32 protein-coding genes are annotated in these 23,666 nt (G+C 39.7%); all 32 read right to left on the minus strand.

Translation table 11 applies throughout. The features are described from left to right. Nucleotides 1-14 precede the first annotated feature (14 nt). Nucleotides 15-515: a 30S ribosomal protein S5 gene (gene rpsE, locus NPA36_RS03470; protein WP_256944709.1), complete on the minus strand. Its 501-nt coding sequence runs from the start codon at nucleotides 513-515 to the stop codon at nucleotides 15-17. Nucleotides 516-536: 21 nt separating this feature from the next. Then, nucleotides 537-893 carry a 50S ribosomal protein L18 gene (gene rplR / locus NPA36_RS03475; protein WP_256944710.1) on the minus strand — a complete coding sequence of 119 codons (357 nt, stop codon included), beginning with the start codon at nucleotides 891-893 and terminating at the stop codon, nucleotides 537-539. A gap of 67 nt (nucleotides 894-960) precedes the next feature. Further along, the gene (gene rplF, locus NPA36_RS03480; RefSeq protein ID WP_256944711.1) at nucleotides 961-1,497 is read right to left on the minus strand and encodes a 50S ribosomal protein L6; all 537 of its coding nucleotides are present in this window, start codon (nucleotides 1,495-1,497) and stop codon (nucleotides 961-963) included. 25 nt (nucleotides 1,498-1,522) lie between these two features. Then, nucleotides 1,523-1,921, minus strand: coding sequence for a 30S ribosomal protein S8 (gene rpsH, locus NPA36_RS03485; protein WP_256944712.1), 399 nt, complete (start codon nucleotides 1,919-1,921; stop codon nucleotides 1,523-1,525). A 31-nt stretch (nucleotides 1,922-1,952) separates the two neighbouring features. Beyond that, on the minus strand, nucleotides 1,953-2,138 hold the full coding sequence (locus NPA36_RS03490) for a type Z 30S ribosomal protein S14 (protein ID WP_256944713.1): 186 nt from the start codon (nucleotides 2,136-2,138) through the stop codon (nucleotides 1,953-1,955). Between the two features lie 22 nt (nucleotides 2,139-2,160). After that, nucleotides 2,161-2,700: a 50S ribosomal protein L5 gene (rplE, locus tag NPA36_RS03495; protein WP_256944714.1), complete on the minus strand. Its 540-nt coding sequence runs from the start codon at nucleotides 2,698-2,700 to the stop codon at nucleotides 2,161-2,163. A gap of 24 nt (nucleotides 2,701-2,724) precedes the next feature. Further along, nucleotides 2,725-3,036: a 50S ribosomal protein L24 gene (rplX, locus tag NPA36_RS03500; protein WP_256944715.1), complete on the minus strand. Its 312-nt coding sequence runs from the start codon at nucleotides 3,034-3,036 to the stop codon at nucleotides 2,725-2,727. A gap of 31 nt (nucleotides 3,037-3,067) precedes the next feature. Further along, nucleotides 3,068-3,436 (minus strand): 50S ribosomal protein L14, encoded by a 369-nt coding sequence (rplN, locus tag NPA36_RS03505; protein ID WP_256944716.1) that lies wholly within the window; start codon nucleotides 3,434-3,436, stop codon nucleotides 3,068-3,070. A 39-nt stretch (nucleotides 3,437-3,475) separates the two neighbouring features. Next, nucleotides 3,476-3,742, minus strand: a complete 267-nt coding sequence (gene rpsQ / locus NPA36_RS03510) for a 30S ribosomal protein S17 (RefSeq protein WP_256944717.1) — start codon at nucleotides 3,740-3,742, stop codon at nucleotides 3,476-3,478. Between the two features lie 24 nt (nucleotides 3,743-3,766). Further along, nucleotides 3,767-3,961, minus strand: a complete 195-nt coding sequence (rpmC, locus tag NPA36_RS03515; protein WP_256944718.1) for a 50S ribosomal protein L29 — start codon at nucleotides 3,959-3,961, stop codon at nucleotides 3,767-3,769. Beyond that, nucleotides 3,951-4,385 carry a 50S ribosomal protein L16 gene (gene rplP, locus NPA36_RS03520; RefSeq protein ID WP_256944719.1) on the minus strand — a complete coding sequence of 145 codons (435 nt, stop codon included), beginning with the start codon at nucleotides 4,383-4,385 and terminating at the stop codon, nucleotides 3,951-3,953. The genes rpmC and rplP overlap by 11 nt, the downstream gene beginning before the upstream one ends. Before the next feature lie 2 nt (nucleotides 4,386-4,387). Then, nucleotides 4,388-5,047 (minus strand): 30S ribosomal protein S3, encoded by a 660-nt coding sequence (gene rpsC / locus NPA36_RS03525; protein ID WP_256944720.1) that lies wholly within the window; start codon nucleotides 5,045-5,047, stop codon nucleotides 4,388-4,390. Between the two features lie 3 nt (nucleotides 5,048-5,050). Next, a complete protein-coding gene (gene rplV, locus NPA36_RS03530) occupies nucleotides 5,051-5,407 on the minus strand; it encodes a 50S ribosomal protein L22 (RefSeq protein ID WP_256944721.1) in 357 nt (118 codons plus the stop codon). A gap of 18 nt (nucleotides 5,408-5,425) precedes the next feature. Then, nucleotides 5,426-5,707, minus strand: coding sequence for a 30S ribosomal protein S19 (gene rpsS, locus NPA36_RS03535; RefSeq protein ID WP_256944722.1), 282 nt, complete (start codon nucleotides 5,705-5,707; stop codon nucleotides 5,426-5,428). 45 nt (nucleotides 5,708-5,752) lie between these two features. Beyond that, nucleotides 5,753-6,583 (minus strand): 50S ribosomal protein L2, encoded by an 831-nt coding sequence (gene rplB / locus NPA36_RS03540; protein ID WP_256944723.1) that lies wholly within the window; start codon nucleotides 6,581-6,583, stop codon nucleotides 5,753-5,755. Between the two features lie 39 nt (nucleotides 6,584-6,622). Continuing rightward, nucleotides 6,623-6,913 carry a 50S ribosomal protein L23 gene (gene rplW / locus NPA36_RS03545; protein WP_256944724.1) on the minus strand — a complete coding sequence of 97 codons (291 nt, stop codon included), beginning with the start codon at nucleotides 6,911-6,913 and terminating at the stop codon, nucleotides 6,623-6,625. Further along, entirely contained in the window at nucleotides 6,913-7,536 is a 624-nt protein-coding gene (gene rplD, locus NPA36_RS03550; RefSeq protein WP_256944725.1) for a 50S ribosomal protein L4, read from the minus strand. Before rplD ends, rplW begins: the two co-directional genes overlap by 1 nt. A 25-nt stretch (nucleotides 7,537-7,561) precedes the next feature. Further along, nucleotides 7,562-8,200 (minus strand): 50S ribosomal protein L3, encoded by a 639-nt coding sequence (gene rplC, locus NPA36_RS03555; protein WP_256944726.1) that lies wholly within the window; start codon nucleotides 8,198-8,200, stop codon nucleotides 7,562-7,564. Between the two features lie 24 nt (nucleotides 8,201-8,224). Then, nucleotides 8,225-8,533, minus strand: a complete 309-nt coding sequence (rpsJ, locus tag NPA36_RS03560) for a 30S ribosomal protein S10 (RefSeq protein ID WP_256944727.1) — start codon at nucleotides 8,531-8,533, stop codon at nucleotides 8,225-8,227. Nucleotides 8,534-9,321: 788 nt separating this feature from the next. After that, nucleotides 9,322-10,779 (minus strand): flotillin family protein, encoded by a 1,458-nt coding sequence (locus tag NPA36_RS03565; RefSeq protein ID WP_256944728.1) that lies wholly within the window; start codon nucleotides 10,777-10,779, stop codon nucleotides 9,322-9,324. A gap of 124 nt (nucleotides 10,780-10,903) precedes the next feature. Continuing rightward, nucleotides 10,904-11,566: an aspartate/glutamate racemase family protein gene (locus NPA36_RS03570; RefSeq protein WP_256944729.1), complete on the minus strand. Its 663-nt coding sequence runs from the start codon at nucleotides 11,564-11,566 to the stop codon at nucleotides 10,904-10,906. 119 nt (nucleotides 11,567-11,685) lie between these two features. Next, nucleotides 11,686-12,873: an elongation factor Tu gene (gene tuf / locus NPA36_RS03575; RefSeq protein WP_256944730.1), complete on the minus strand. Its 1,188-nt coding sequence runs from the start codon at nucleotides 12,871-12,873 to the stop codon at nucleotides 11,686-11,688. A gap of 169 nt (nucleotides 12,874-13,042) precedes the next feature. Beyond that, complete coding sequence (gene fusA / locus NPA36_RS03580; RefSeq protein WP_256944731.1) at nucleotides 13,043-15,124, minus strand: elongation factor G; 2,082 nt, start codon at nucleotides 15,122-15,124, stop codon at nucleotides 13,043-13,045. Between the two features lie 195 nt (nucleotides 15,125-15,319). Further along, complete coding sequence (gene rpsG / locus NPA36_RS03585; protein ID WP_256944732.1) at nucleotides 15,320-15,790, minus strand: 30S ribosomal protein S7; 471 nt, start codon at nucleotides 15,788-15,790, stop codon at nucleotides 15,320-15,322. A 50-nt stretch (nucleotides 15,791-15,840) separates the two neighbouring features. After that, entirely contained in the window at nucleotides 15,841-16,257 is a 417-nt protein-coding gene (rpsL, locus tag NPA36_RS03590) for a 30S ribosomal protein S12 (RefSeq protein WP_256944733.1), read from the minus strand. Between the two features lie 494 nt (nucleotides 16,258-16,751). Continuing rightward, a complete protein-coding gene (locus NPA36_RS03595; RefSeq protein ID WP_256944734.1) occupies nucleotides 16,752-17,519 on the minus strand; it encodes a 5-oxoprolinase subunit PxpA in 768 nt (255 codons plus the stop codon). A 15-nt stretch (nucleotides 17,520-17,534) separates the two neighbouring features. Continuing rightward, nucleotides 17,535-18,890 carry an acetyl-CoA carboxylase biotin carboxylase subunit gene (accC, locus tag NPA36_RS03600; RefSeq protein WP_256944735.1) on the minus strand — a complete coding sequence of 452 codons (1,356 nt, stop codon included), beginning with the start codon at nucleotides 18,888-18,890 and terminating at the stop codon, nucleotides 17,535-17,537. Between the two features lie 26 nt (nucleotides 18,891-18,916). After that, nucleotides 18,917-19,333, minus strand: a complete 417-nt coding sequence (accB, locus tag NPA36_RS03605) for an acetyl-CoA carboxylase biotin carboxyl carrier protein (RefSeq protein ID WP_256944736.1) — start codon at nucleotides 19,331-19,333, stop codon at nucleotides 18,917-18,919. Nucleotides 19,334-19,349: 16 nt separating this feature from the next. After that, nucleotides 19,350-20,363: a 5-oxoprolinase subunit C family protein gene (locus tag NPA36_RS03610; protein WP_256944737.1), complete on the minus strand. Its 1,014-nt coding sequence runs from the start codon at nucleotides 20,361-20,363 to the stop codon at nucleotides 19,350-19,352. A gap of 1 nt (nucleotide 20,364) precedes the next feature. Continuing rightward, entirely contained in the window at nucleotides 20,365-21,093 is a 729-nt protein-coding gene (gene pxpB, locus NPA36_RS03615; RefSeq protein ID WP_256944738.1) for a 5-oxoprolinase subunit PxpB, read from the minus strand. A gap of 69 nt (nucleotides 21,094-21,162) precedes the next feature. Next, on the minus strand, nucleotides 21,163-22,365 hold the full coding sequence (locus NPA36_RS03620; protein WP_256944739.1) for an NRAMP family divalent metal transporter: 1,203 nt from the start codon (nucleotides 22,363-22,365) through the stop codon (nucleotides 21,163-21,165). 143 nt (nucleotides 22,366-22,508) lie between these two features. Next, on the minus strand, nucleotides 22,509-23,369 hold the full coding sequence (locus NPA36_RS03625) for a helix-turn-helix domain-containing protein (protein WP_256944740.1): 861 nt from the start codon (nucleotides 23,367-23,369) through the stop codon (nucleotides 22,509-22,511). Between the last annotated feature and the right edge of the window lie 297 nt (nucleotides 23,370-23,666).

Below are 23,666 nucleotides of genomic sequence, written 5' to 3' on the forward strand. Positions count from 1 at the left end.
GTTGTAAGTCCTCCTTATCCTAATAATTCTTCGACTGATTTGCCACGTAATTGAGCAACTTCTTCAGCACGTTTTAATTGTTTCAAACCTTCAATAGTCGCACGAACCATGTTAACTGGTGTGTTTGATCCTAATGATTTTGATGTAACGTCAGCAATACCTGCTAATTCGACAACGGCACGAACTGGTCCACCTGCTGCAACTCCAGAACCGGCTTGTGCTGGTTTCAATAGAACGTTACCGCCACAGAAACGACCAATTACTTGGTGAGGAATTGTAGAACCACTGGTTGGTACTTCAATTAAGTTTTTCTTAGCATCTTCAATTGCTTTACGGATTGCTTCTGGTACTTCTTGCGCTTTACCAGTTCCAAATCCTACATGACCATTACGATCTCCAACGACTACCAAAGCAGCAAAACGTAAACGACGTCCACCTTTAACAACTTTAGTTACGCGGTTAATCGCAACAACACGATCTTCTAATTCTAAGTTTTTTGCGTCAATATAAACCATGTACTGTGGATCCTCCTTTTCCTAAAATTCTAGTCCATTTTCGCGTGCTGCTTCAGCTAAAGCTTTCACACGGCCATGGTATAGGTATCCACCACGGTCAAAGACTACCTTTTTAATGTTTTTTTCTAAGCCACGTTCTGCAATTAGTTTACCTACTGCAGATGCATCAGAAGTTTTTGTTCCTTCTGCTACTTTTGTGTCAACTGTTGAGGCACTTGCTAGCGTCACACCCGCTACGTCATCAATTAATTGAGCGTAGATGTTTTTGTTAGAACGAAAAACGTTCAAGCGTGGGCACTCTGCAGTACCAGAGATTTTGCGACGAACACGTGCGTGACGAGCTTGACGCACTTTATTTTTATCTGGTTTTGAAATCACAATTTTCACCTCTTAATTTCTATAGTGTTAGGCTGGAATTACTCCAGCTAGTAGTAAATAATATCTATTATTTACCTGTTTTACCTTCTTTACGACGTACAAATTCGTTAACGTAACGAACACCTTTACCTTTATATGGTTCTGGCGGACGAGTTCCACGAATGTTAGCTGCTAATTCGCCAACTTTTTGTTTGTCGTACCCTTTAACGATAATTTTAGTGTTTGATGGCACTTCTACTTCCAGTCCTTCTCTTGGTTCGAATTCGATTGGGTGAGAGTAACCAACGTTTAATACAAGTTTTTGACCTTGCAATTGTGCACGATACCCAACCCCGATTAGTTCCAATTCTTTTTGGAATCCTTCAGTAACACCAACAACCATGTTGTTGAAGACTGCGCGAGTTGTTCCGTGAATAGTTTTGTTTTCTTTAGAATCATCTGGACGTTTGAAAACAACTACACCTTCGTTTTCTTCTAAGGTAATAGCTGGATTGAAAGTATAAGATAATTCACCTTTAGGACCTTTAACAACGACTGTATTTTCTTTAAGATCTAATGTTACTCCGCTAGGGATTGTAACAGGTTTATTTCCGATACGGCTCACTGGGTGCACCTCCTTGTTTTCTAGATTACCAAACGTATGCTAGAACTTCTCCACCTACGTTTTTCGCTCTTGCTTCTTTGTCTGTAACAACACCTTCAGATGTTGAAATGATAGCAATTCCTAAACCGTTTAATACTTTAGGAACTTCACCAGTTTTTGCATAAACACGTAGACCTGGTTTAGAAATACGTTTCAAACCTGTGATTACGCGTTCGTTGTTTTTTCCATATTTCAAAACAACTTTAATAACATTTTGCTTGTCGTCTTCTTGAACTGAGAAATCTTTGATGAAACCTTCATTCAATAGGATTTGAGCAATAGCCACTTTCATGTTTGATGCTGGGACTTCTAGTGATTCGTGTCTAACCATGTTAGCGTTACGAATACGTGTTAAGAAATCTGCAATAGGATCTGTCATAACCATTAATGTGTACCTCCTTTATCAAGTCTGGTGTTTACCAACTTGCTTTCTTCATTCCAGGAATTTGCCCCTTATAGGCAAGCTCACGTAAACAAATACGGCAAAGTTTGAATTTACGATATACTGAATGTGGGCGACCACAAACTTCACAACGAGTGTACTCTTGGGTAGAGTGTTTCTTTGGACGTTTGTTTTTTGCGATCATTGATTTTTTAGCCAAACTATTCGCCTCCTATAATTTTTTATTTTTGGAAAGGCATTCCAAGTTGTGTTAGTAATTCTTTTGCTTCTTCGTCAGACTTAGCTGTTGTTACGATAACAATATCCATACCACGAACTTTGTCAACTTTATCGTAGTCGATTTCAGGGAAGATTAATTGTTCTTTAACCCCTAGAGTGTAGTTTCCACGTCCATCAAATGATTTTTTAGAAATTCCACGGAAGTCGCGGACACGAGGTAAAGAAACTGTCACTAATTTGTCTAAGAAATCATACATACGTTCGCCACGCAATGTAACTTTTGTACCGATTGGCATTCCTTCACGTAAACGGAATCCAGCGATTGATTTTTTAGCTGTTGTAACAACTGGTTTTTGACCAGCAATTAATGTCAATTCATCTACTGCTTTTTCTAAGTTTTTAGCATTTGAAGTAGCATCACCAACACCCATGTTGATAACGATTTTGTCTACTTTTGGTGCTTCCATAATAGATTTGTAACCAAACTTCTCCATTAAAGATGCAACAACTTCATTTGTATATTTTTCTTTTAAGCGGTTCATACAGGATGGTCCTCCTTCCTAAAATTACTTATCTAACGTTTCACCTGTGCGTTTTGATACACGGATTTTTTTGCCTTCTTCTACCTTGTAGCCAACACGTGTTGGTTCTCCAGTTGAAGGGTCAATGAACATTACGTTTGAAACATGAATTGGTGCTTCTACCTCAACGATTCCACCTGTTTGGTTGGCTTGAGACGGCTTTTGATGTTTTTTCACGATGTTTACACCTTCAACAAGTACGCGGTCTTTTTTAGGGAAGCTTGCTAGGATTACGCCTTCTTTCCCTTTGTCCTTACCTGAGATTACTCTTACTTTATCACCAGTTTTAACGTGCATGTGTTGTACACCTCCTTCGTTTTGAAAAGTTTTATAGTACTTCTGGAGCTAATGAAACGATCTTCATGTAGTTGTTGTCACGCAATTCACGGGCAACAGGTCCAAAGATACGTGTTCCACGAGGACTCTTGTCATCACGAATGATTACACATGCGTTTTCGTCAAATTTAATATATGAACCGTCTTTACGACGAGCTCCTGATTTTGTACGAACGATAACAGCTTTGACAACGTCACCTTTTTTAACAACGCCACCTGGTGTTGCTTGTTTAACAGTTGCTACGATTACATCACCAATACCAGCTGTCTTACGACCTGATCCACCTAAAACTTTAATCGCTAATACTTCACGGGCACCTGAGTTGTCAGCTACCTTCAGACGACTTTCTGTTTGAATCATTATTGGTTCCTCCTTTCAAGCTTATGGAACATTTTTTTATTAAATAATTACTGCTTCTTCGACGATTTCAACTAAACGGAAACGTTTTGTTGCAGATAATGGACGAGTTTCCATGATCTTAACGATGTCACCAGTTTTTGCTGAGTTATTCTCGTCATGAGCTTTAAACTTTTTAGTATATTTTACGCGTTTCCCATATGTGGTATGACGTTTGTAAGTTTCAATAGCAACTACAATTGTCTTGTCCATTTTATCAGAAACAACGCGACCTTGATAAACTTTACGTTGGTTACGTTCTTCAGTCATTATCATTGCCTCCTTTGCTGATGATTATTTTTGCAATTCTTCTTGACGCAATGCAGTCTTGATACGTGCAATTGATTTACGTACTTCGCTGATGCGAGCAGTGTTTTCTAATTGGCCAGTAGCAAGTTGGAATCGTAAGTTGAATAACTCTTCTTTAAACTCTTTTTCTTTTGCAACCATTTCAGCAGTGGATAACCCTTTAAGTTCATTAGCCTTCATTCGATTCACCACCATTTTCTTCACGTTTCACAAATTTTGTTTTCACTGGCAATTTGTGTGATGCCAATCGAAGTGCTTCACGAGCTACTTCTTCTGATACTCCAGCGATTTCAAACATGATTTTACCACGTTTAACTGGTGCTACCCATCCTTCAGGTGCCCCTTTACCAGAACCCATACGAACTCCGATAGCTTTAGCAGTGTATGATTTATGAGGGAAGATTTTGATCCATACTTTCCCACCACGTTTCATGTAACGTGTCATTGCAATACGGGCTGCTTCGATTTGACGGTTTGTAATCCAATGAGATTCAGTAGCTTGTAAACCGTATGTTCCAAATGTAATTTCTTTTCCACCTTTAGCTTCTCCGCGCATTTTACCACGGAACTCACGACGGTGCTTTACACGTTTAGGTACTAACATGTTTATTTCCCTCCTTTCTCAGAGTTGTTCTTTCTTGTTGGTAATACTTCGTCACGGTAAATCCAAACTTTAACGCCTAGTTTTCCGTAAGTTGTATCTGCTTCTTCCCATGCGTAGTCAATATCAGCACGTAAAGTATGCAAAGGAACAGTTCCTTCTGAATAGCTTTCTGCACGAGCGATATCAGCTCCGTTTAGACGACCAGATACTTGTGTTTTGATCCCTTTAGCTCCAGCACGCATTGTACGTTGGATAGCTTGTTTTTGTGCACGACGGAAAGCCACACGACGTTCTAGGTCACGAGCGATTCCTTCTGCAACTAGCTTAGCATCAAGGTCAGGTTTTTTGATTTCTACAATGTTAATGTGTACTCTCTTGCCTGTTAAGTTGTTTAAGTTAGTCCGTAATTTGTCAACTTCAGATCCACCTTTACCAATAACCATACCAGGTTTAGCAGTGTGGATTGAAACATTTACACGGTTAGCTGCACGTTCAATTTCAATAGTTGAAACGCTAGCGTCGCTTAATTGTTTACGGATATAATCACGGATTTTTAAGTCTTCGTGTAAGAAGTTTGCGTAATCTTTTTCTGCATACCATTTTGAATCCCAGTCACGGATGATGCCGACACGCATTCCTATTGGATGAATTTTTTGACCCACTGATTATCCCTCCTTCTTCTCTGATACCACTACAGTAATGTGGCTAGTACGTTTTAAGATTTGTGATGCTGAACCTTTAGCACGTGGACGGAAACGTTTCATGGTTGGTCCTTCGTTAACATAAGCTTCGCTTACATATAGGTTTTCTACATCTAAATCATAGTTATGTTCTGCGTTAGCAATTGCTGACATTAGAACTTTTTCCACTACAGGCGATGCTGAACGTGGAGTGAATTTTAAGATAGAGATTGCATCTCCGATATTTTTACCTCTGATAAGATCGACAACAAGACGAACTTTACGAGGTGCAATACGGACAGTTTTAGCAACTGCTTTAGCAGATGTAATTTGTTCTGACATAATTGTATCCTCCTTGTGTTATCTACGTTTTGACTTCTTATCATCTTTCGCGTGACCGCGATAAGTTCTTGTAGGTGCAAATTCACCTAATTTGTGTCCAACCATGTCTTCTTGAACATAAACTGGAACGTGTTTTCTACCATCATATACGGCAATTGTTTGGCCAACAAAGTTTGGGAAAATTGTTGAACGACGAGACCATGTTTTAATGACTACTTTTTTCTCACTGTTTTGAGCGGCTTCAACCTTTTTCATCAAATGATCATCGACGAAAGGTCCCTTCTTTAAACTACGACTCATGCTGAAATCCTCCTTCCAGATGTTAATTGAATCAGATTAGTCTTATTATTTCTTACGTCCACGAACGATAAGTTTGTTAGAACGTGCTTTCTTCTTACGAGTTTTGTAACCAAGTGCTGGTTGACCCCATGGAGAAACTGGTGTTGGACGTCCGATTGGCGCTTTACCTTCACCACCACCGTGTGGGTGATCATTCGGGTTCATTACTGATCCACGAACTGTTGGACGTTTACGTTTCCAACGTGAGCGACCTGCTTTACCGATGTTAATCAATTCGTGTTGTTCGTTACCTACAGTACCGATAGTTGCACGACAAGTTGCCAAGATCATACGAACTTCGCCTGAGTTCAAACGAACTAAAACGTATTTGCCTTCATTACCCAATACTTGAGCAGAAGTGCCAGCTGAACGGATTAATTGTCCGCCTTTACCAGGTTTTGTTTCAATGTTATGAACGAAAGTACCAACTGGAATGTTTGCTAATGGCAATGCATTCCCCACTTTGATATCTGCATTTACTCCAGATTCAATGCGTTGTCCTACTTTAATTCCTTTTGGTGCAATAATGTATGCTTTAACTCCATCAACATAGTGGATTAGAGCAATGTTTGCTGAACGGTTTGGATCATACTCAACTGAGTGAACCACGCCTTCAACGTTATCTTTGTTACGTTTAAAGTCAATCACACGGTAAGCACGTTTATGTCCGCCACCTTGATGACGTACTGTGATTTTACCTTGGCTGTTACGACCTGCCCTGTTTTTTGAAGACTCAATAAGAGTTTTTTCAGGAGTTGATTTAGTGATTTCACTAAAATCGTAACCTGTCATATTACGACGGCCGTTTGAGGTTGGATTATATTTTTTAATCGCCACGTTTTTTCCCTCCTATATTATAGTAGATTTGAACTCTGATTAAGCTTCTTCAGAGAATAATTGAATATCTTTTGAAGCCTCTGTTAGCTTCACAATTGCTTTACGGCGTTTGTTAGTATAGCCACCGTAGCGACCCATACGTTTGAACTTCGCGCGTACGTTTAAAATGTTTACTTTTTCAACTTTTACGTCAAAAATTTCTTCGATAGCTTTCTTAACTTGTGTTTTATTAGCACGAACATCTACTTCGAAAGTATATTTCTTCTCGTCAACAGCAAGCATTGAAGCTTCAGTAATGATTGGGCGTTTGATTACATCACGTGCATCCATTATAGAAGACCCTCCTCTACTTTAGAAAGAGCAGCTTGAGTTACAACTAATTTATCGTTATTCACTACGTCTAGTACTGTAACATTTGTTTCATCAACGATTGTTACGTTTGGTAAGTTACGGCCAGCTAATGCTGCGAAATCATTTGTAGATTCAACAACTACCAATACTTTTGTGTCAATATTTAAGTTAGATAACACTTGTGCAAATTCTTTTGTTTTTGGTGCTGCAAATTGCAACCCTTCAACAACAAGTAACTTGTTGTCTAATACTTTTTGTGATAGTACTGATTTAATCGCTAAGCGACGTACTTTTTTAGGTAATTTGTAGCTATATGAACGAGGTGTTGGTCCGAATACAACTCCACCGCCACGCCATTGTGGTGAGCGAATTGATCCTTGACGTGCACGACCAGTTCCTTTTTGACGCCATGGTTTACGTCCACCGCCGCGAACTGCACTACGGTTTTTAACTGCGTGAGTTCCTTGTCTTAGAGAAGCGCGTTGCATTAAGATTGCATCGAATACTACGCTTTCGTTTGGTTCGATTCCAAAAATGTCAGCATTCAGTTCAACTTGACCGTTTTCGCTTCCATCTTGTTTGTATAAAGTCACTTTAGTCATTCTCTCGTTCCTCCTCTCTCTTTAATTATTTTTCTACTGCTTTAATGGCAGTTTTAATTTCTACTAATGATTTTTTAGATCCTGGTACGTTACCTTTGATAAGAATTACATTGCGTTCTGTATCAACCTTAACGATTTCAAGATTTTGAATAGTGATTCTTTCTCCACCCATTTGTCCAGGTAATGCTTTACCTTTAAATACACGTGATGGGAATGAAGCTCCACCCATTGAACCAGGACGACGGTGATAACGAGATCCGTGAGCCATTGGTCCGCGAGATTGACCATGACGTTTGATAGCACCTTGGAAACCTTTTCCTTTAGATGTACCTGTTACGTCAACAATGTCTCCTGCTTGGAATACGTCAACTGTTACTTCTTGTCCTAACTCATACCCGCTAAGCTCTACATTGTTGAATTCACGAATGAAGCGCTTAGGAGTAGCATTTGCTTTTGCTACATGACCTTTAGCAGGTTTGTTTGTCAACACTTCACGAATATCTTGGAAACCAAGTTGTACAGCTTCATATCCATCGTTTTCAATTGTCTTTAATTGAAGAACAACGTTAGGAGTTACTTCTACAACTGTTACTGGTACTAATTCGCCTGATTCTGTAAAGAATTGAGTCATCCCTACTTTTTTGCCTAAGATTCCTTTGGTCATGGTTACACCTCCATTATTTTAATTTTATAGTTTGATTTCGATGTCAACGCCACTTGGTAAGTCAAGCTTCATCAATGCGTCAACAGTCTTTGGTGTTGGGTTTACGATGTCGATTAAACGTTTGTGCGTACGCATTTCAAACTGTTCACGAGAATCTTTGTATTTGTGCGTTGCACGAATAACTGTATAAACCGATCTTTCTGTTGGCAATGGAATTGGACCTGCTACGCTAGCTCCAGTTCTTTTTGCTGTTTCTACGATTTTTTCCGCTGATTGGTCAAGCGCACGATGTTCGTATGCTTTCAAACGGATACGGATTTTTTTGTTTGCCATTGTGTCTCCTCCTTCGTCTAATGTTTATCATAAGACTAGCTCCACGCGAATTTCCGACTTCACCCTTCCGTGGCAAAGCGTCCGGGTGTATCGCAACCTCTCGCTTCATCGCTGTCTCCCTAAAAATTTTAGGGGGGTGTTGGCATGCCAAAAACGGCTGTAAATCAACACTTCCACTATTATAGGGCTTCTTCAGCTAATATGCAAGAGTTTTTTGTTGATTTATCAAAGTTTTTTAATGAAAACGCCGCCGTGTGTTTCCTTTTTAATTTTACTCCTTTATTTGTGTGAATGCTATGGGTTTTAAAGGAATTTATATGTGTTAGAGCATCTTTGACTGCTAAAGTTGAGACTGAGCAAAAAGCACCTTCTATGTTGATAGAGTAAAAGAGTTCCCGAGAACAGAAGCCAAAATATAGGTGTATGAGCATAACTGGAGCACAACTGCTGTCGGGACTGGGCAAAAGTCCAAATGGTCACTAAATAAAATAGTTCCCCAGAAACCTATCCGTACAGAACGGTGTAAAGCATAGCTGGTGCACAGTGGATGTTTCGGCTTCAGCCGATTACAGCCACTTAGACAGCTAAGGCAATGAAACCTTGTCTCATTGCGGTACCACCGTTCTCATTTCTGATAAGATTTTCGCAAAACTCTTTTGTGATTTAAAAATAGGTGTCAAGTAATGGGCTGGGTTACAAACCATGTCAGCCACTATATATTATATAGAAGAAAACTGCTGTGAAAATCATTTTCTGATTCCCACAGCAGTTTTCTTCTTTCACACTACTTAGTCCTTATTTGAATCCTCTGGCGTTGCTTGATTATCTAAGAGAATTTTTCCTCCTAGGACACCGGCTAACAAGCTCTTTAAATCAATTCCCATTGAATCTCCAAGACCACTATTGATTTTAGTGATAGAGGTAGTGATGTCTTCAATCATTTTTGCATTGTTGCCTTCGCCGTACATAGTAATCTTATCAACATTGTTTAATGGTTCTGCAATGTGTCTAGCAACTTCTGGTAGAGCTTTGAAGTACATTTCTAAGACAGCCGCTTCACCGTATTTCTTCATGGCTTCCGCTTTTTTGTCTAACCCGTCCGCTTCAGCTTGTAGTTTGGCTTGAATAGCTGCCGCTTCGGCCAACCCTTTGGCACGAATCCCAGCCGCTTCTTGTTCTTGTGCATATTTGTTAGCATCTGCTTGTGCTTTAAGAGCTAGGGCTTCCTGTTCTCTTTGATAACGCTCTGCTTCGGCTGCTTTTTGTCTTTCGAATAGGACTGCTTGTGCCGCCTCTTCTTTTGCATAACGGTCAGCTTCAGCTTGTTTACGAATTTCTGCATTCAGTGTCATTTCTTTAACACGAACATCTTGTTCTTTTACTTCTGACTCTTTTTGTTGCCTTACAATATTGGCCTCTGCTTTGGTAAGCTCAATACGTTTTCTTTGATTTTCTTTTTCAATCTCATAGGCAGCATCCGCAATAGCTTGTTTTAAGTCCTCTTCACGTTTTAATTCTGCTTTTGAAATGGCTAATTGATTGTTTTTAACAGCAATTTCTTTTTCAGCTTCAACTCTAGCATCGTTGGCTAGTTTGGATGCATTAGATTCTGCTTCAGCAATTTCTCGTTGTGCATTGGCCTTTGCAATAGAAGCATTCTTTTTAATTTGGGCAATATTGTCTATTCCTAAGTCATCTATGATTCCATTTTGGTCTTCAAAAGATTGCACATTAAAGGCAACAATCTCTAACCCCATCTTGGCAAAGTCAGGCACGGCATTTTCTTGTACCTTATCCGCAAACATTTTACGGTCATTGACCATGTCTTTTAATTCCATTTGGCCAATAATCTCACGCATATTTCCTTCTAAAACGTCACGTACTTGTTCAATAATGTAATCTTCAGTTTTGTTTAAGAAGTTTTCAGAGGCTAACTTGACTAAATCTTCATTGCGGGAAATCTTCACTTTCACAGCCGCGTCTGCTTTCACATTAATGAAATCATTTGTTGGCACAAAATCAGTCGTTTTTACATCCACTGACATCATAGCCAAGGTCAACTTATCCAATCTTTCTAAGAATGGAATACGAATCCCTGATCGTCCAACTAACATTCTGGATTTTCTAAATCCTGAAATGATATAGGCTTGGTTAGGTGGTGCTTTGACATAACCCAATATCCCAAATATCAAAACCACAATGACAAGCGCTACAATAATACCCACTACTAAAACTAAGTTATCCATCTTTTCCCTCCATACCATTATTTACTTACTCTTACAGTATACAGTATTTTATCTTGAAAATATATAATTATTCATAATAATTAAGGTTATATATTAGTAAATAAGGGGTTTTTAGAATTTTATTCTATTTTTCCAACTTTTCGATTATTTTTTTGGCCGGATTTATTATGGGGATTTCTAATAAATTTTCCAATTGAGGCAATAAATATGGGAAGTGGGTGCACCCTAGAAGTAGAGCTTCTACTTTAAGTTGAGAAACATATTTCATCAACTCCGCTAGATGGAACTTTTTTATAATTTCTTCTGGCGTATCTCCTTTTTCGATTGCTTCCACTAACCTGATGGATGAATGATTCACTAATGTAATGGACGGGTTACTTTGAATCAGTACCTGTTCAATTCCAGCTAATCCTTGAGCATTGGCACTCAGCACAGCTAAATGTTGGTAGTTCTTAGCTAGATCTCTATATATCTGTAATGGTGTCACGATGGTTATGCCTACTTGACAGGCCAATGTTTCAAAATCTACCGCGCCTGATAAGGAGTTGCAATATACTAACACCTTTTGCGTCCCCAACTTCTTAATTTGTCTCAGCAATTCCAAGAGAGTTTGGTAGCGCTCATCTGGCTTGGATGTTTGAAACGTTGTCTGCTGGGCTGGGTTTTCTGAAATGGAATAGGCACAAATTCGTTCATAACCATTATCTGTCAAAAGGTTCACTCCCATTTGGGTATCAATGGGAGTTCCGGCAATCACTGCAATAGGAATTGATTTTGCACTTGTCATCAGTTATCCTCCTTGGTCGTAGACTATGTAAGTTACATTATAGCAAAACACCATACAAAAAGACCAAGAAGAAAATCTCCTTGGTCTTTTCGCCTTATACATAAGGGTTAGTGTTTAAATTATTTTTCGATAGATGCTACGACACCAGCACCAACAGTACGTCCACCTTCACGGATAGAGAACTTAGTACCATCTTCGATAGCAACTGGGTGAATTAATTCAACATCCATAGTTACGTTATCACCAGGCATTACCATTTCAATACCTTCTGGTAATTGACAAACACCAGTGATGTCTGTTGTACGGAAGTAGAATTGAGGACGGTAGTTAGTGAAGAATGGAGTATGACGTCCACCTTCTTCTTTAGTTAAAACGTAAACTTCAGCTTTGAATTTTGTATGAGGAGTGATTGTTCCTGGTTTTGATAATACTTGACCACGTTGGATGTTATCACGAGTAACACCACGTAGTAATGTACCGATATTGTCCCCTGCTTGAGCAAAGTCTAATAATTTACGGAACATTTCAACACCTGTAACAGTTGTTTTGCTTGTATCTTCTTCGATACCAACGATTTCTACTTCGTCACCAACACGGATTTCTCCACGTTCAACACGACCTGTAGCAACTGTTCCACGTCCAGTGATTGAGAATACATCTTCAACTGGCATCATGAATGGTTTGTCAGTATCACGTTCTGGAGTTGGGATATATTCGTCAACTGCAGCCATTAATTCTAAGATTTTTTCTTCGTATGAAGGGTCGCCTTCTAGAGCACGTAAAGCAGAACCTGCAATAACTGGAGTGTCATCGCCTGGGAAATCGTATTCTGATAATAGATCACGAACTTCCATTTCTACTAATTCTAGTAATTCTTCATCATCAACCATATCCATTTTGTTTAAGAATACAACGATGTAAGGAACACCTACTTGACGAGAAAGTAAGATATGTTCACGAGTTTGAGGCATTGGACCATCAGCAGCAGAAACTACTAAGATAGCTCCGTCCATTTGTGCAGCACCAGTGATCATGTTTTTAACGTAGTCCGCGTGTCCTGGGCAGTCAACGTGAGCGTAGTGACGAGTTTCAGTTTCGTACTCTACGTGAGAAGTGTTGATTGTAATTCCACGTTCGCGTTCTTCTGGAGCTTTATCGATTGAACCGTAGTCTGTTGCTTCAGCAAAACCTTTCTTAGCTAATACTGTTGTAATAGCTGCTGTTAAAGTTGTTTTACCATGGTCAACGTGTCCAATAGTACCAATGTTAACGTGTGGTTTTGAGCGGTCAAATTTTTGTTTTGCCATTGTATCTAATTCCTCCTAATTGAAATATTTATTATTTTTTTAGTTAGACCTTTTTTAGTATCTACCAAAGGTTAGTATACCTAGAAAGGTCTGAAAAATCAACTAGTCTGCCTAAACAAGTCTAGTGATTGCTTAAAGCCTGTAGCATAACTTAGTCTAAAACTAAGTCTTAGTTTCCACCATTTTTCTTGATGATCTCTTCAGCAATTGCTTTAGGTACATCTTCATAGTGGTCAAATGTCATTGAGAATGTTCCACGACCTTGTGTTGCAGAACGCAAGGTTGTTGCGTATCCGAACATTTCTGATAGAGGAATTAATCCCTTAACGATTTGAGCGTTACCACGAACTTCTGAGCCTTCGATACGTCCACGACGAGCGCTAACGTGTCCCATTACATCTCCGAAGTACTCTTCAGGAACTGTAATTTCAACAGCCATCATTGGTTCTAGGATTGCAGGGCTAGCTTTCTTAGCTGCTGCACGTAGAGCCATAGAAGCGGCTACTTTAAAGGCAGTTTCAGATGAATCGACATCATGGTAAGAACCATCATAAAGTTTTGCTTTAATATCTACTAATGGATATCCAGCAAGAACCCCATTTTCCATTGCATCTTTCAATCCTGCTTCAACAGCTGGGATGTATTCACGAGGAACAACCCCTCCGACGATAGCATTCTCAAATGCAAATCCTGCGCCCTCTTCATTTGGTTCGAATTCGATCCATACGTGACCGTATTGACCTTTACCACCTGATTGACGTACGAATTTACCTTCAGCTTGTGTAGTTGCACGGAATGTTTCACGGTAAGATACTTGAGGAGCACCAACGTTAGCTTCTACTTTGAATTCACGTCTCATACGGTCAACGATGATATCCAAGTGCAACTCACCCATACCAGCGATGATTGTTTCGCCAGTTTCGTGGTTAGTTGAAGCACGGAATGTTGGGTCTTCTTCAGCAAGTTTTTGTAAAGCAAGTCCCATTTTATCTTGGTCAGCTTTTGATTTTGGTTCAATCGCAACTTCGATAACTGGTTCTGGGAATTCCATTGATTCTAGAATAACTTCATTCTTTTCATCACACAAAGTATCTCCAGTAGTTGTATCTTTCAATCCAACTGCAGCAGCGATATCGCCTGAGAATACTTCTGGAATTTCTTTACGGTCGTTAGCGTGCATTTGTAGGATACGTCCTACACGTTCACGTTTCCCTTTTGTAGCATTTTGTACGTATGAACCTGCTTGTAATGTACCAGAGTACACACGGAAGAATGTTAAACGACCTACGAATGGGTCAGTCATAACTTTAAAGGCTAATGCTGAGAAAGGTTCGTTGTCATCTGCATGACGTTCTACTTCTTCGTCAGTATTAGGGTCGATTCCTTTGATAGCTGGAACATCTAATGGAGAAGGTAGGTAATCAACAACTGCATCAAGCATTAATTGAACACCTTTGTTTTTGAAAGCTGAACCACAAAGTACTGGGTAGAATTCTACGGCAACAGTTGCTTTACGGATTGCTTGTTTCAATTCTTCTTGAGAGATTTCTTCGCCTTCTAAATAACGTTCCATCAACTCTTCGTCTGTTTCAGCAACAGCTTCTACTAAGTTTGTACGCCATTCTTCAGCTAAGTCCATCATGTCTGCTGGGATGTCAACTTCTTGGATATCTGTACCCAAGTCGTTTGTATACATTTCAGCTTTCATCTTGATAAGGTCGATGATACCTGTGAAATTGTCTTCCGAACCAATTGGTAATTGAATCGGATGAGCATTTGCTTGCAAGCGGTCATGGATTGTACGTACTGAGTACAAGAAGTCAGCACCAATCTTGTCCATCTTGTTAACGAAAACAATACGAGGTACGCCGTAAGTTGTTGCTTGACGCCATACTGTTTCAGTTTGAGGTTCAACACCTGATTGAGCATCTAGTAGAGCTACAGCACCATCTAATACACGTAGAGAACGTTCAACTTCAACAGTGAAGTCCACGTGTCCAGGGGTATCAATGATGTTTACACGGTGGTCTTTCCATTGTGCAGTTGTTGCTGCAGATGTGATAGTAATCCCACGTTCTTGCTCTTGCTCCATCCAGTCCATTTGTGAACCACCATCGTGAGTTTCACCAATTTTATGGATTTTACCAGTGTAATAAAGAACACGCTCTGTCGTTGTAGTTTTACCTGCATCGATATGGGCCATGATTCCGATATTACGAGTATTATCTAGAGAAAATTCTCTTTTTGCCATCTTCTTCCAACACCTCTTTCTTTTTTAATATTTCAGTGGATAAGGGTATAACATAAGTAACCTTAGCTATATCACTTTCATACAGCGACAAGAGTATCTGTCAAATTCACTAAAAATTTGCATCTTACTCTTAGGGCTGTACGAAATCTTATCACCAGTTTGTCTTCAAATAGGCAATGGGTTGTTGGGTTTATCTTACCAACGGTAGTGAGCAAACGCTTTGTTCGCTTCTGCCATTTTGTGTGTGTCTTCGCGTTTCTTAACAGATGCACCTGAGTTGTTAGCTGCATCCATAATTTCTTTCGCTAGACGTACTTCCATTGTGTCTTCACCACGTAGACGTGAGTAGTTCACTAACCAACGTAAACCTAATGATGTACGACGATCTGGACGAACTTCCACAGGGACTTGATAGTTAGACCCTCCTACACGACGAGCTTTAACTTCAAGAACAGGCATGATGTTTTTCATTGCTTGTTCGAAAACTTCCATTGGATCGTTTCCAGTTTTTTCTTTAATGATATCAAATGCGTTATATAAGATTGTTGCTGCTTTTCCACGTTTACCATCGACCATCAAACGGTTGATTAAACGAGTAACTAACTTAGAGTTGTACATTGGATCTGGCAACACATCACGTTTAGCGACAGGACCTTTACGAGGCATTTAAAATCCTCCTTTCATGAGTTAAATTTTTTAAATGTTTTATTGTTAGATTATTTTGCTTTTGGACGTTTAGTTCCGTATTTAGAACGGCTTTGCGCACGGTTGTTTACGCCGGCTGTATCTAAAGCTCCACGAACGATGTGGTAACGTACCCCTGGTAAGTCTTTCACACGTCCCCCACGGATAAGAACAACACTATGTTCTTGTAGGTTGTGTCCAATACCTGGAATATACGCTGTTACTTCGATTAAGTTTGACAAACGTACACGGGCATATTTACGTAAAGCAGAGTTAGGTTTTTTAGGTGTCATTGTTCCCACACGAGTACAAACACCACGTTTTTGTGGAGAGTTTGTGTTTGTTTGAGATTTTTTGAAACTGTTATAGCCTTTACCTAGCGCAGGAGAAGCAGACTTCTCGATTGCTGATTTACGAGGTTTGCGGACTAATTGGTTAATAGTTGGCATGTATTTTTCCTCCTTCCCTATCGGGTTCTTCTTGGTCCACACATCCAGGTGGACCATTTTTTCTTAAATTAAAAAGACATTCATATGTTAATGTCCATTAATGGCCTTCTTACCAGTCAGCACGACTGAATTATTTCTTATCAGGAAACAAGGTATAAAAGCACCTTTTATATAGTAGCACGCTCAATGCCTTTCGTCAACTTATTTTTTATATGTCTACATCGAAATTTTAGTTGCAGACTTTCTTCTAAAATTTACAAAGTGTATATTAAGCTCAACTTGGTACAAAGAGTCTCCGGCTAATCTGTCAGAAATAACGGTGTAGTAGCATAGCTGACGCACAGTGACTGTTTCGGCTTCAGCCGAATTACAGCCACGTAGACAGCTAAGTCGTGAGACCAAGGCTCACGACGGTGCCACCGTTTTGATTTCTGACAGATTAGCCGGAGACTCTTTGTACCTTTACATTTATCAAAAAACTACCTCTAGGGTTACTAAATAGTAGCGCCTAGAGGTAGGATGGCTATTTCTTCTTTTTTTAGGGCTTGTCCGATTCGTTCAACAAAGATGAGGGCTTTTTGACCGTCACCATGGACACAAATGCTATCTGCTTGAATGAAAATATCTTCTCCATTATGAGCTTGAACTTTGCCCTCTTTGACCATTCGAATCACTCGCTCAATAGCTAAGTCTTCGTCTTTAATTATAGCATAGTCTTTCGAACGACTGACCAAGCTACCATCTGGCTCGTAATTGCGATCGGCAAAAACTTCGCTAGCACTTCTCAGCCCAAGAGCTTTAGCTTCTTCTAAAAGACGGCTACCAGAAAGCCCCATGACAATTAGCGAATCGTCATATGCAGCTATAGCTTGACAAATCGCTTTAGCAATTCTTGAATCGGTTGCTGCTTGATTGTAAAGAGCACCATGTGGCTTTACATGATTGAGCCTGATACCATGAACTTTGCAGAAAGCATCTAGGGCACCGATTTGGTAAGTGAGGTAAGCTTTGATTTCCTGGCTAGATAGGTTCATTTCTCTTCTCCCGAAGCCCATCAGATCAGGATAGCCCGGGTGCGCTCCAACCGATATACCAGCCTCTTTGGCTAAAGCCACCGTTTGGTTCATTACAAGTGGGTCTCCGGCATGGTAGCCACAAGCCACATTAGCACTAGATATTAAAGGAATAATTTTTTGGTCCTGACCAATCCTATAATTACCAAAACTTTCCCCTAAGTCACAATTCAAATCAACTCGATACATAATCCTCCTCCTTTTCTATTTTCTAGACGAATAGATCATATAATCTTCTATAAAACTAGTTGTAGCTTTTCCTTCTATAAAGATAGGACTACGCATAATCTGAAATTGAAAATCTAAATTACTTTCAATGCCGATAACCACCATCTCATTGAGGGCAGCTCGCATTTTTTGAAGCGCCTCTTGTCGATTTGGCGCATGAACAATCACTTTGGCAATCATAGAATCATATTCACTAGGGATCCTATAGCCACTATATAGTGCTGTGTCTACTCGAACCCCATTTCCAGCTGGCAAATGGAGGTGTTTAACAAGTCCGGGACTGGGCATAAAGTTCTTTTCCGGTATCTCTGCGTTAATACGACATTCAATGGCATGTCCCTTCAATTGAACCTCTTCTTGTTTAAAACTTAATTCCTCTCCCATAGCTACTCGAATTTGTTCAATAATCAAATCCATTCCCGTGACCATTTCCGTGACACCATGTTCTACTTGAATACGGGTATTCATCTCCATAAAATAGTAAGAATTGTCCTTGCTCATGATGAACTCAATGGTTCCGGCATTGGTATAAGCAACCGTTTTGGCGGCAAGAACAGCATCCCGGTTCATGGATTGTCGAATATCTTCAGTTATAGCTGGAGACGGTGATTCCTCAACTAGTTTTTGGTGGTTACGTTGTACCGAGCAGTCTCGCTCTCTCAGAGCCACAATGTTTCCAGCATCATCTCCAATAATCTGTATCTCGATGTGCCTTGGGTCTTCAATATAGCGTTCCAAGTACATGGCATCATCACCAAATGCATTAATAGATTCCCTTTGCGCCAAGGTGAATTGGAACTCGAATTCTGAGGCATCCTTAACCACACGCATCCCTTTGCCGCCACCACCTGAAGAGGCTTTAATCATCAAGGGATAGCCTAGTTGATTCGCAAGTTCTTGAGCCTCTCCTAATTCATGCAGGGCTTCTTTACTACCCGGAACCACAGGAACTCCCGCCTCCATCATGGTTTTTCTTGCCATAGATTTATTGCCCATACGATCGATTACTTGGGCACTTGGCCCGATAAAGACCAAACCATGTTCTTGGCACAGCCTCACAAAATCAGCATTTTCAGATAGAAAGCCATATCCTGGATGAATAGCATCCGCCCCGATATTGATAGCCGCTGTTATAATTCTTTCCATATTTAAGTAGGAATTCTTTGCTGGGCCCTCACCAATACAGATACGCTGGTCTGCTAGTTTGACATGCAAGCTATCTTGGTCCTCTTTAGAGTAAATGGCAACACTACGAATGTCCATATTCCGACAGGCTCGAATAATTCGCACAGCGATTTCGCCTCGATTGGCCACTAATATTTTTTTGAACATCTTCCAACCTCTTTTCTGCCCAATCTTTAATCTAGCCGCCCCACACGAAACAAAGGCTGCCCATACTCTACTTTTTGCTCATTGCTAACTAATACCGCTTCAATCTCACAATCGAAATCACAATTCAACTCATTCATTAATTTCATGGCTTCAACGATACAGACTGGTTGGCCTTTTTTGACCACATCCCCCACTCGTACAAAGGCTGGTATATCCGGAGAAGCTGCTGAATAAAAAGTTCCCACAATTGGTGATGAAATAAAGGACTCCTCTTCGTCATCCTCAATCGGTTTTGCCAGATGTACATCTTCTCCAAGAGAAACCTGAGCTGTTTGCCCCTTTCTACTCATGGTAATCTTTGTTTCACCATCTTCTACGCTCAGTTCTACTAAACTGGACTTGTCCATAATGGCTACAAGTCGTTCAATTGCCTCTAAATCCATCATTGTCCCTCCATTTTCACGATTCATCTTTAAACAAAGTAGCCAACTGCTTGGCAACCAAACGAACATCCAGAACCTCTGGGCAAGGTTGATGGATTTGTTTTCTAAACTGGGCAAATTCACGTAGCTCTGCCCGCAAAAGATTCTGCGCTTCCTCCACGCCAATAGCTTGGAAACGAACCTGGTGGTCCACCTTTCGCTGCACTAGCTTCGGCAAATCAACACTTGCTACTGTCGCAATCTTAGGGTACCCACCAGTCGTTTGCCTATCTGCTAGTAAAATGATGGGATTCCCATGAGCCGGAACTTGAATAGCTCCAAGAGCAATCCCATCAGAAATAATATCGGCTGAACCCTTATGTGCAATATAAGGCCCGTCCAAGCGACAACCCATGCGGTCACAGTTACCACTAATAGTATAGGCTTTGCCATAAAAAGTATTTTTGCCTTCTTTAGTAAAGTATTTATCTTGCGGTCCCGCTACAACACGAATAAGCTCCTCTTCTTGATTGAACTCATCCAAGTCCAAATTTCTAGATAGAAAATACGGTAAATAGCGTCGCTTAATCCGAAAACCTATAAAGTCATTTTCCTGTAACTTCCGTCCCTTAAAGCCCCCAATGGAACAACGGACATTGGTTGAACGGCTGCCCATTACTACAGGAATATCCAAATAACAAGAAAAAGCAATATAAGCCCAAGTTCCTGCTCTGGATCCTTGAAACTCCAAGACATCCCCACTCTTCATATAAATGGCGGTATACATTGGAACAGCTTCTTTGTTAACCAAGGGCTGATAGTCAGCTCCTGTAATGGAAATAATGGCATCTGCTGTAAATTCCAATGTTGGTCCTATCAGAGAAAACTCAATGACAGCTTCATTTTCCGGATTATCTAAAAGTAGGTTTGCCAATCTGAATGAGCGTTGGTCCATGACCCCTGATACACCAAAGCCTTGACTTTGATAGCCCATGCGCCCCATGTCTTGGATGCTGGTTTGTAGGCCAGCTTTGAGAATTCGTATGCCCATGTTAGATCTCCTCCGAACGAAACGAATAGGTATAGGTTCCCGCTTCAACTTCTTTAGCAATTTCTTTGTATTCTTCCTGACTAATCGGCACAAATCGGATATAGTCTCCCGCTTCAAAAAGAATAGGTTCTTCACGCTCAGCTTGATAAGTTAAAAGTGGGGTTGCACCAATCAGCTGCCAACCACCCGGTGAATCGAGCGGATAGATACCCGTTTGTGCGCCCCCTATCCCTACTGACCCAGCTGGAATTCTAATACGAGGGTTGGCCAGACGTGGAGTGTGTATTCTTGAATCCAAACCACCTAGATAAGGAAATCCAGGTAAAAAACCTAACATGTAAATCAAATAATCTTGAGAAGAATGAATCTCAATGACCTCTTCTTTCGTCAAATTGGCCTGACTAGCCACAAAGTCTAAGTCTGGTCCAAAAGAACCCCCATAAAGAACTGGAATATCAAAAATTCGTTTTTGTGTAACTCCATCTCCCAAGTCCAAGTCAAGCAATCCCTTGATACGTTTACTTAGTTGATGGTAACCAATCACTAGTGGTTCATAATGAATCAACAAGGAAGAAAAAGCCGGTATCATATCCATAATCCCTTCAATTCGTTGCTCCTTAATCAAATGCACCAAGGCCGTGATAGACGCATTAATCTGTGGCGATATTTCTTGTGGAAATTCCACTAATAGTGCAGAATCGCCCTCTGCTTTCATCAGCACATCTTTCATAGTTGCCTCCTACGTTGTAAGAATTTGTCATCATTTGTCTAAAAACGGTCTGAAAAAATCATTAAAAACCTAAGCCGCAAATAACTTTGCTAGTCCTCCAAGAGATTGAACGCCCATATAGGTAGTTAAGCAGACAACCACAATACCTAAAACCAAAAGCCATGTTGGGTGTTTATAGCCTACACCCATAATACTTGTTTTTTGCGATGCCCATAAGGCAATTCCCAAGGTTAGGGGTAAAATCAATCCGTTTAAAGATCCAGCAATGACTAAAAGCTGTGCTGGTTGTCCAATAAAAGCCATGATAAGTGTTGAAATGGCAATAAAAGCAATAGTCACCCATTTTTCGTATTTGGCGATTGTTGCATTAAAGGTTTTTAGGAAAGAAACTGACGTATAAGCCGCACCAATAATTGATGTTATGGCAGCACAAAGTAATACCAAGCCGAAGAAGCGGTATCCTACCTGGCCCGCACCTTGTAAAAAGGCATCTGCTGCCGGGTTTGAAGCATCAAGTGTCACCCCTTTTACCACTACACCTAGAACAGCTAAGAATAAAAACACCCGCACAATAGCTGCAATACTCATCCCCATAATAGAGCTCTTGTTAATTTCTTTCAAATTATCTTGAGACGTAATCCCGGCATCAATCAGACGGTGAGCCCCAGCAAAGGTAATATAGCCACCAACAGTTCCACCTAAAAGGGTGAGAATGGCTGGAATTAAAGTTGGTACACCTGTGCTAGGAATAATACTTTCTTTTAGCGCCAAGCCGACAGGCGGTTGAACAATCAGAATGACAACGAAAATGACAATAATCATACAGGCTCCTAGAACTTTTGTTATGGTGTCCATAGCCTTCATGGCGTTTTTTAATAAGAATACTAAGATAGCAATTCCACCCGCTAAAAAATAACCGAACTCGGTTGGCAAGCCTAGCAAGGTGTTGAAACCTAAAGCTCCGCCACCAACATTTCCGATGTTGAAGACTAGTCCTCCTAGAACAACTAGGAATGCGACTAGATAGCCTAAGCCCGGTATAAGCTTGTTTGCCACGTCTTGTCCTCTAAGCCCAGTTACACATAAAACTCGCCAAACATTTAATTGCACAATAACAGCTAGAGCAACAGAAGCAATAATAACAAAACCAAAACTAGCTTGAAAGTCACTGGTGAACTTAGCGGTCTGGGTTAGAAAGCCCGGTCCAATCGCTGAAGTCGCCATAATAAATGCCGCCCCAATCAGGGCACTTGAGTTTTTCTTCTTTTCCATGTATTCCCCACCTTTTTTGTTTTTAATCGATTTATAATTTTATTATAATCAAAAGAAAGGGGAATCACAAGCTGTTTATAACATTTGATGGTAGATAATATGACATAGGGAAATGAGAATAAAGCTAAAAGTTGTTTCAGATATTAAACAAGCATCTTTTTTGTATCGTCCAGAAGCAAATCATATATATTGTGGCATCCTGCTAATTGAAATATTAACAAAGAATCTTTGGTTAATTGAGCTCCTAAAACTTTGTCGTTCGTAAACTTGGATAAAAATATTCCTTTATAAATATTGAATAAAGCTCTCTCAAACAACATGGTTTCTGGCATAGAAAAATCCTCTAAAACCTTAATAAAAAAGAATCCCTCTTCTTTTTTATTCTTTCCGATACATATAATCAAGGTGTTGATGATAGTGTTAATGGCTATCTCTAATATTCTCCCAGAATCTTGCAGTAATAATATCTTTTGTGGTAAAGATTTTGAGAACATTAGCGTAGTTTCTATAGGCAAAGCTGACATTGAGTTTGTATATAAGACCAATTCATAGTACCCCCAATTCTCACATTTAAAAAGGTAATTGAGGAGAACATCTAACAGTTCAGAGTCCGTGCTTTCTTGCTTATGATTGTTTATTAAAGTTGTTATCATAATATAATTCAAATAACTATAGATATCCTGGGTCTTTTCCCATTCAAGTCGTTCAGAATGAGCGATCTTTTTTAATTTGGTGTAATTTTCCTCTACGACACACGTTTGAATCTTATACAACAAGGTATCAAATCCTGAAGGCTGAAACATATTTTTTGCAAGTTCAAACTCACTCGATCTGACTTTAATTTTGTCTAAAAGATGAAAAAACCTAGATACACTAATCTCAGATTCATCTCGTTCAAACTTAGAAATCATTCCCTTAGAAATGTATTCATCTGCTAAAGATGAGATACTAATATTTTTATCTTGTCTTAATTTCCTAAAAAAAGTTCCATAACTATTTTTCACTTGTTTATCCCCGTTTCATATTTGAATCATTTTTATCATTATAAAGATAATTTGGTAGGCTTACAACATAAGGTATTGAAAGGAGCGACCGAAATGAAAGCAATCTTAAAACAAATCATTCATTTATTTGAACACTTTGAAAAGATGGATGATATGACTCAAATCAAGTACTTATGTCAACTGAAAAAAATACCCGGATTACGCATCGTGATAAGAAACGAGGAAATTTGATATGCTGAAACACTATATAAAAAAATACCGATACAATAACTTTTTGATATTATTGCTTACCTTTAT

The sequence above is a fragment of the Granulicatella seriolae genome (assembly GCF_024543085.1).
GTDB lineage: Bacteria > Bacillota > Bacilli > Lactobacillales > Aerococcaceae > Granulicatella > Granulicatella seriolae.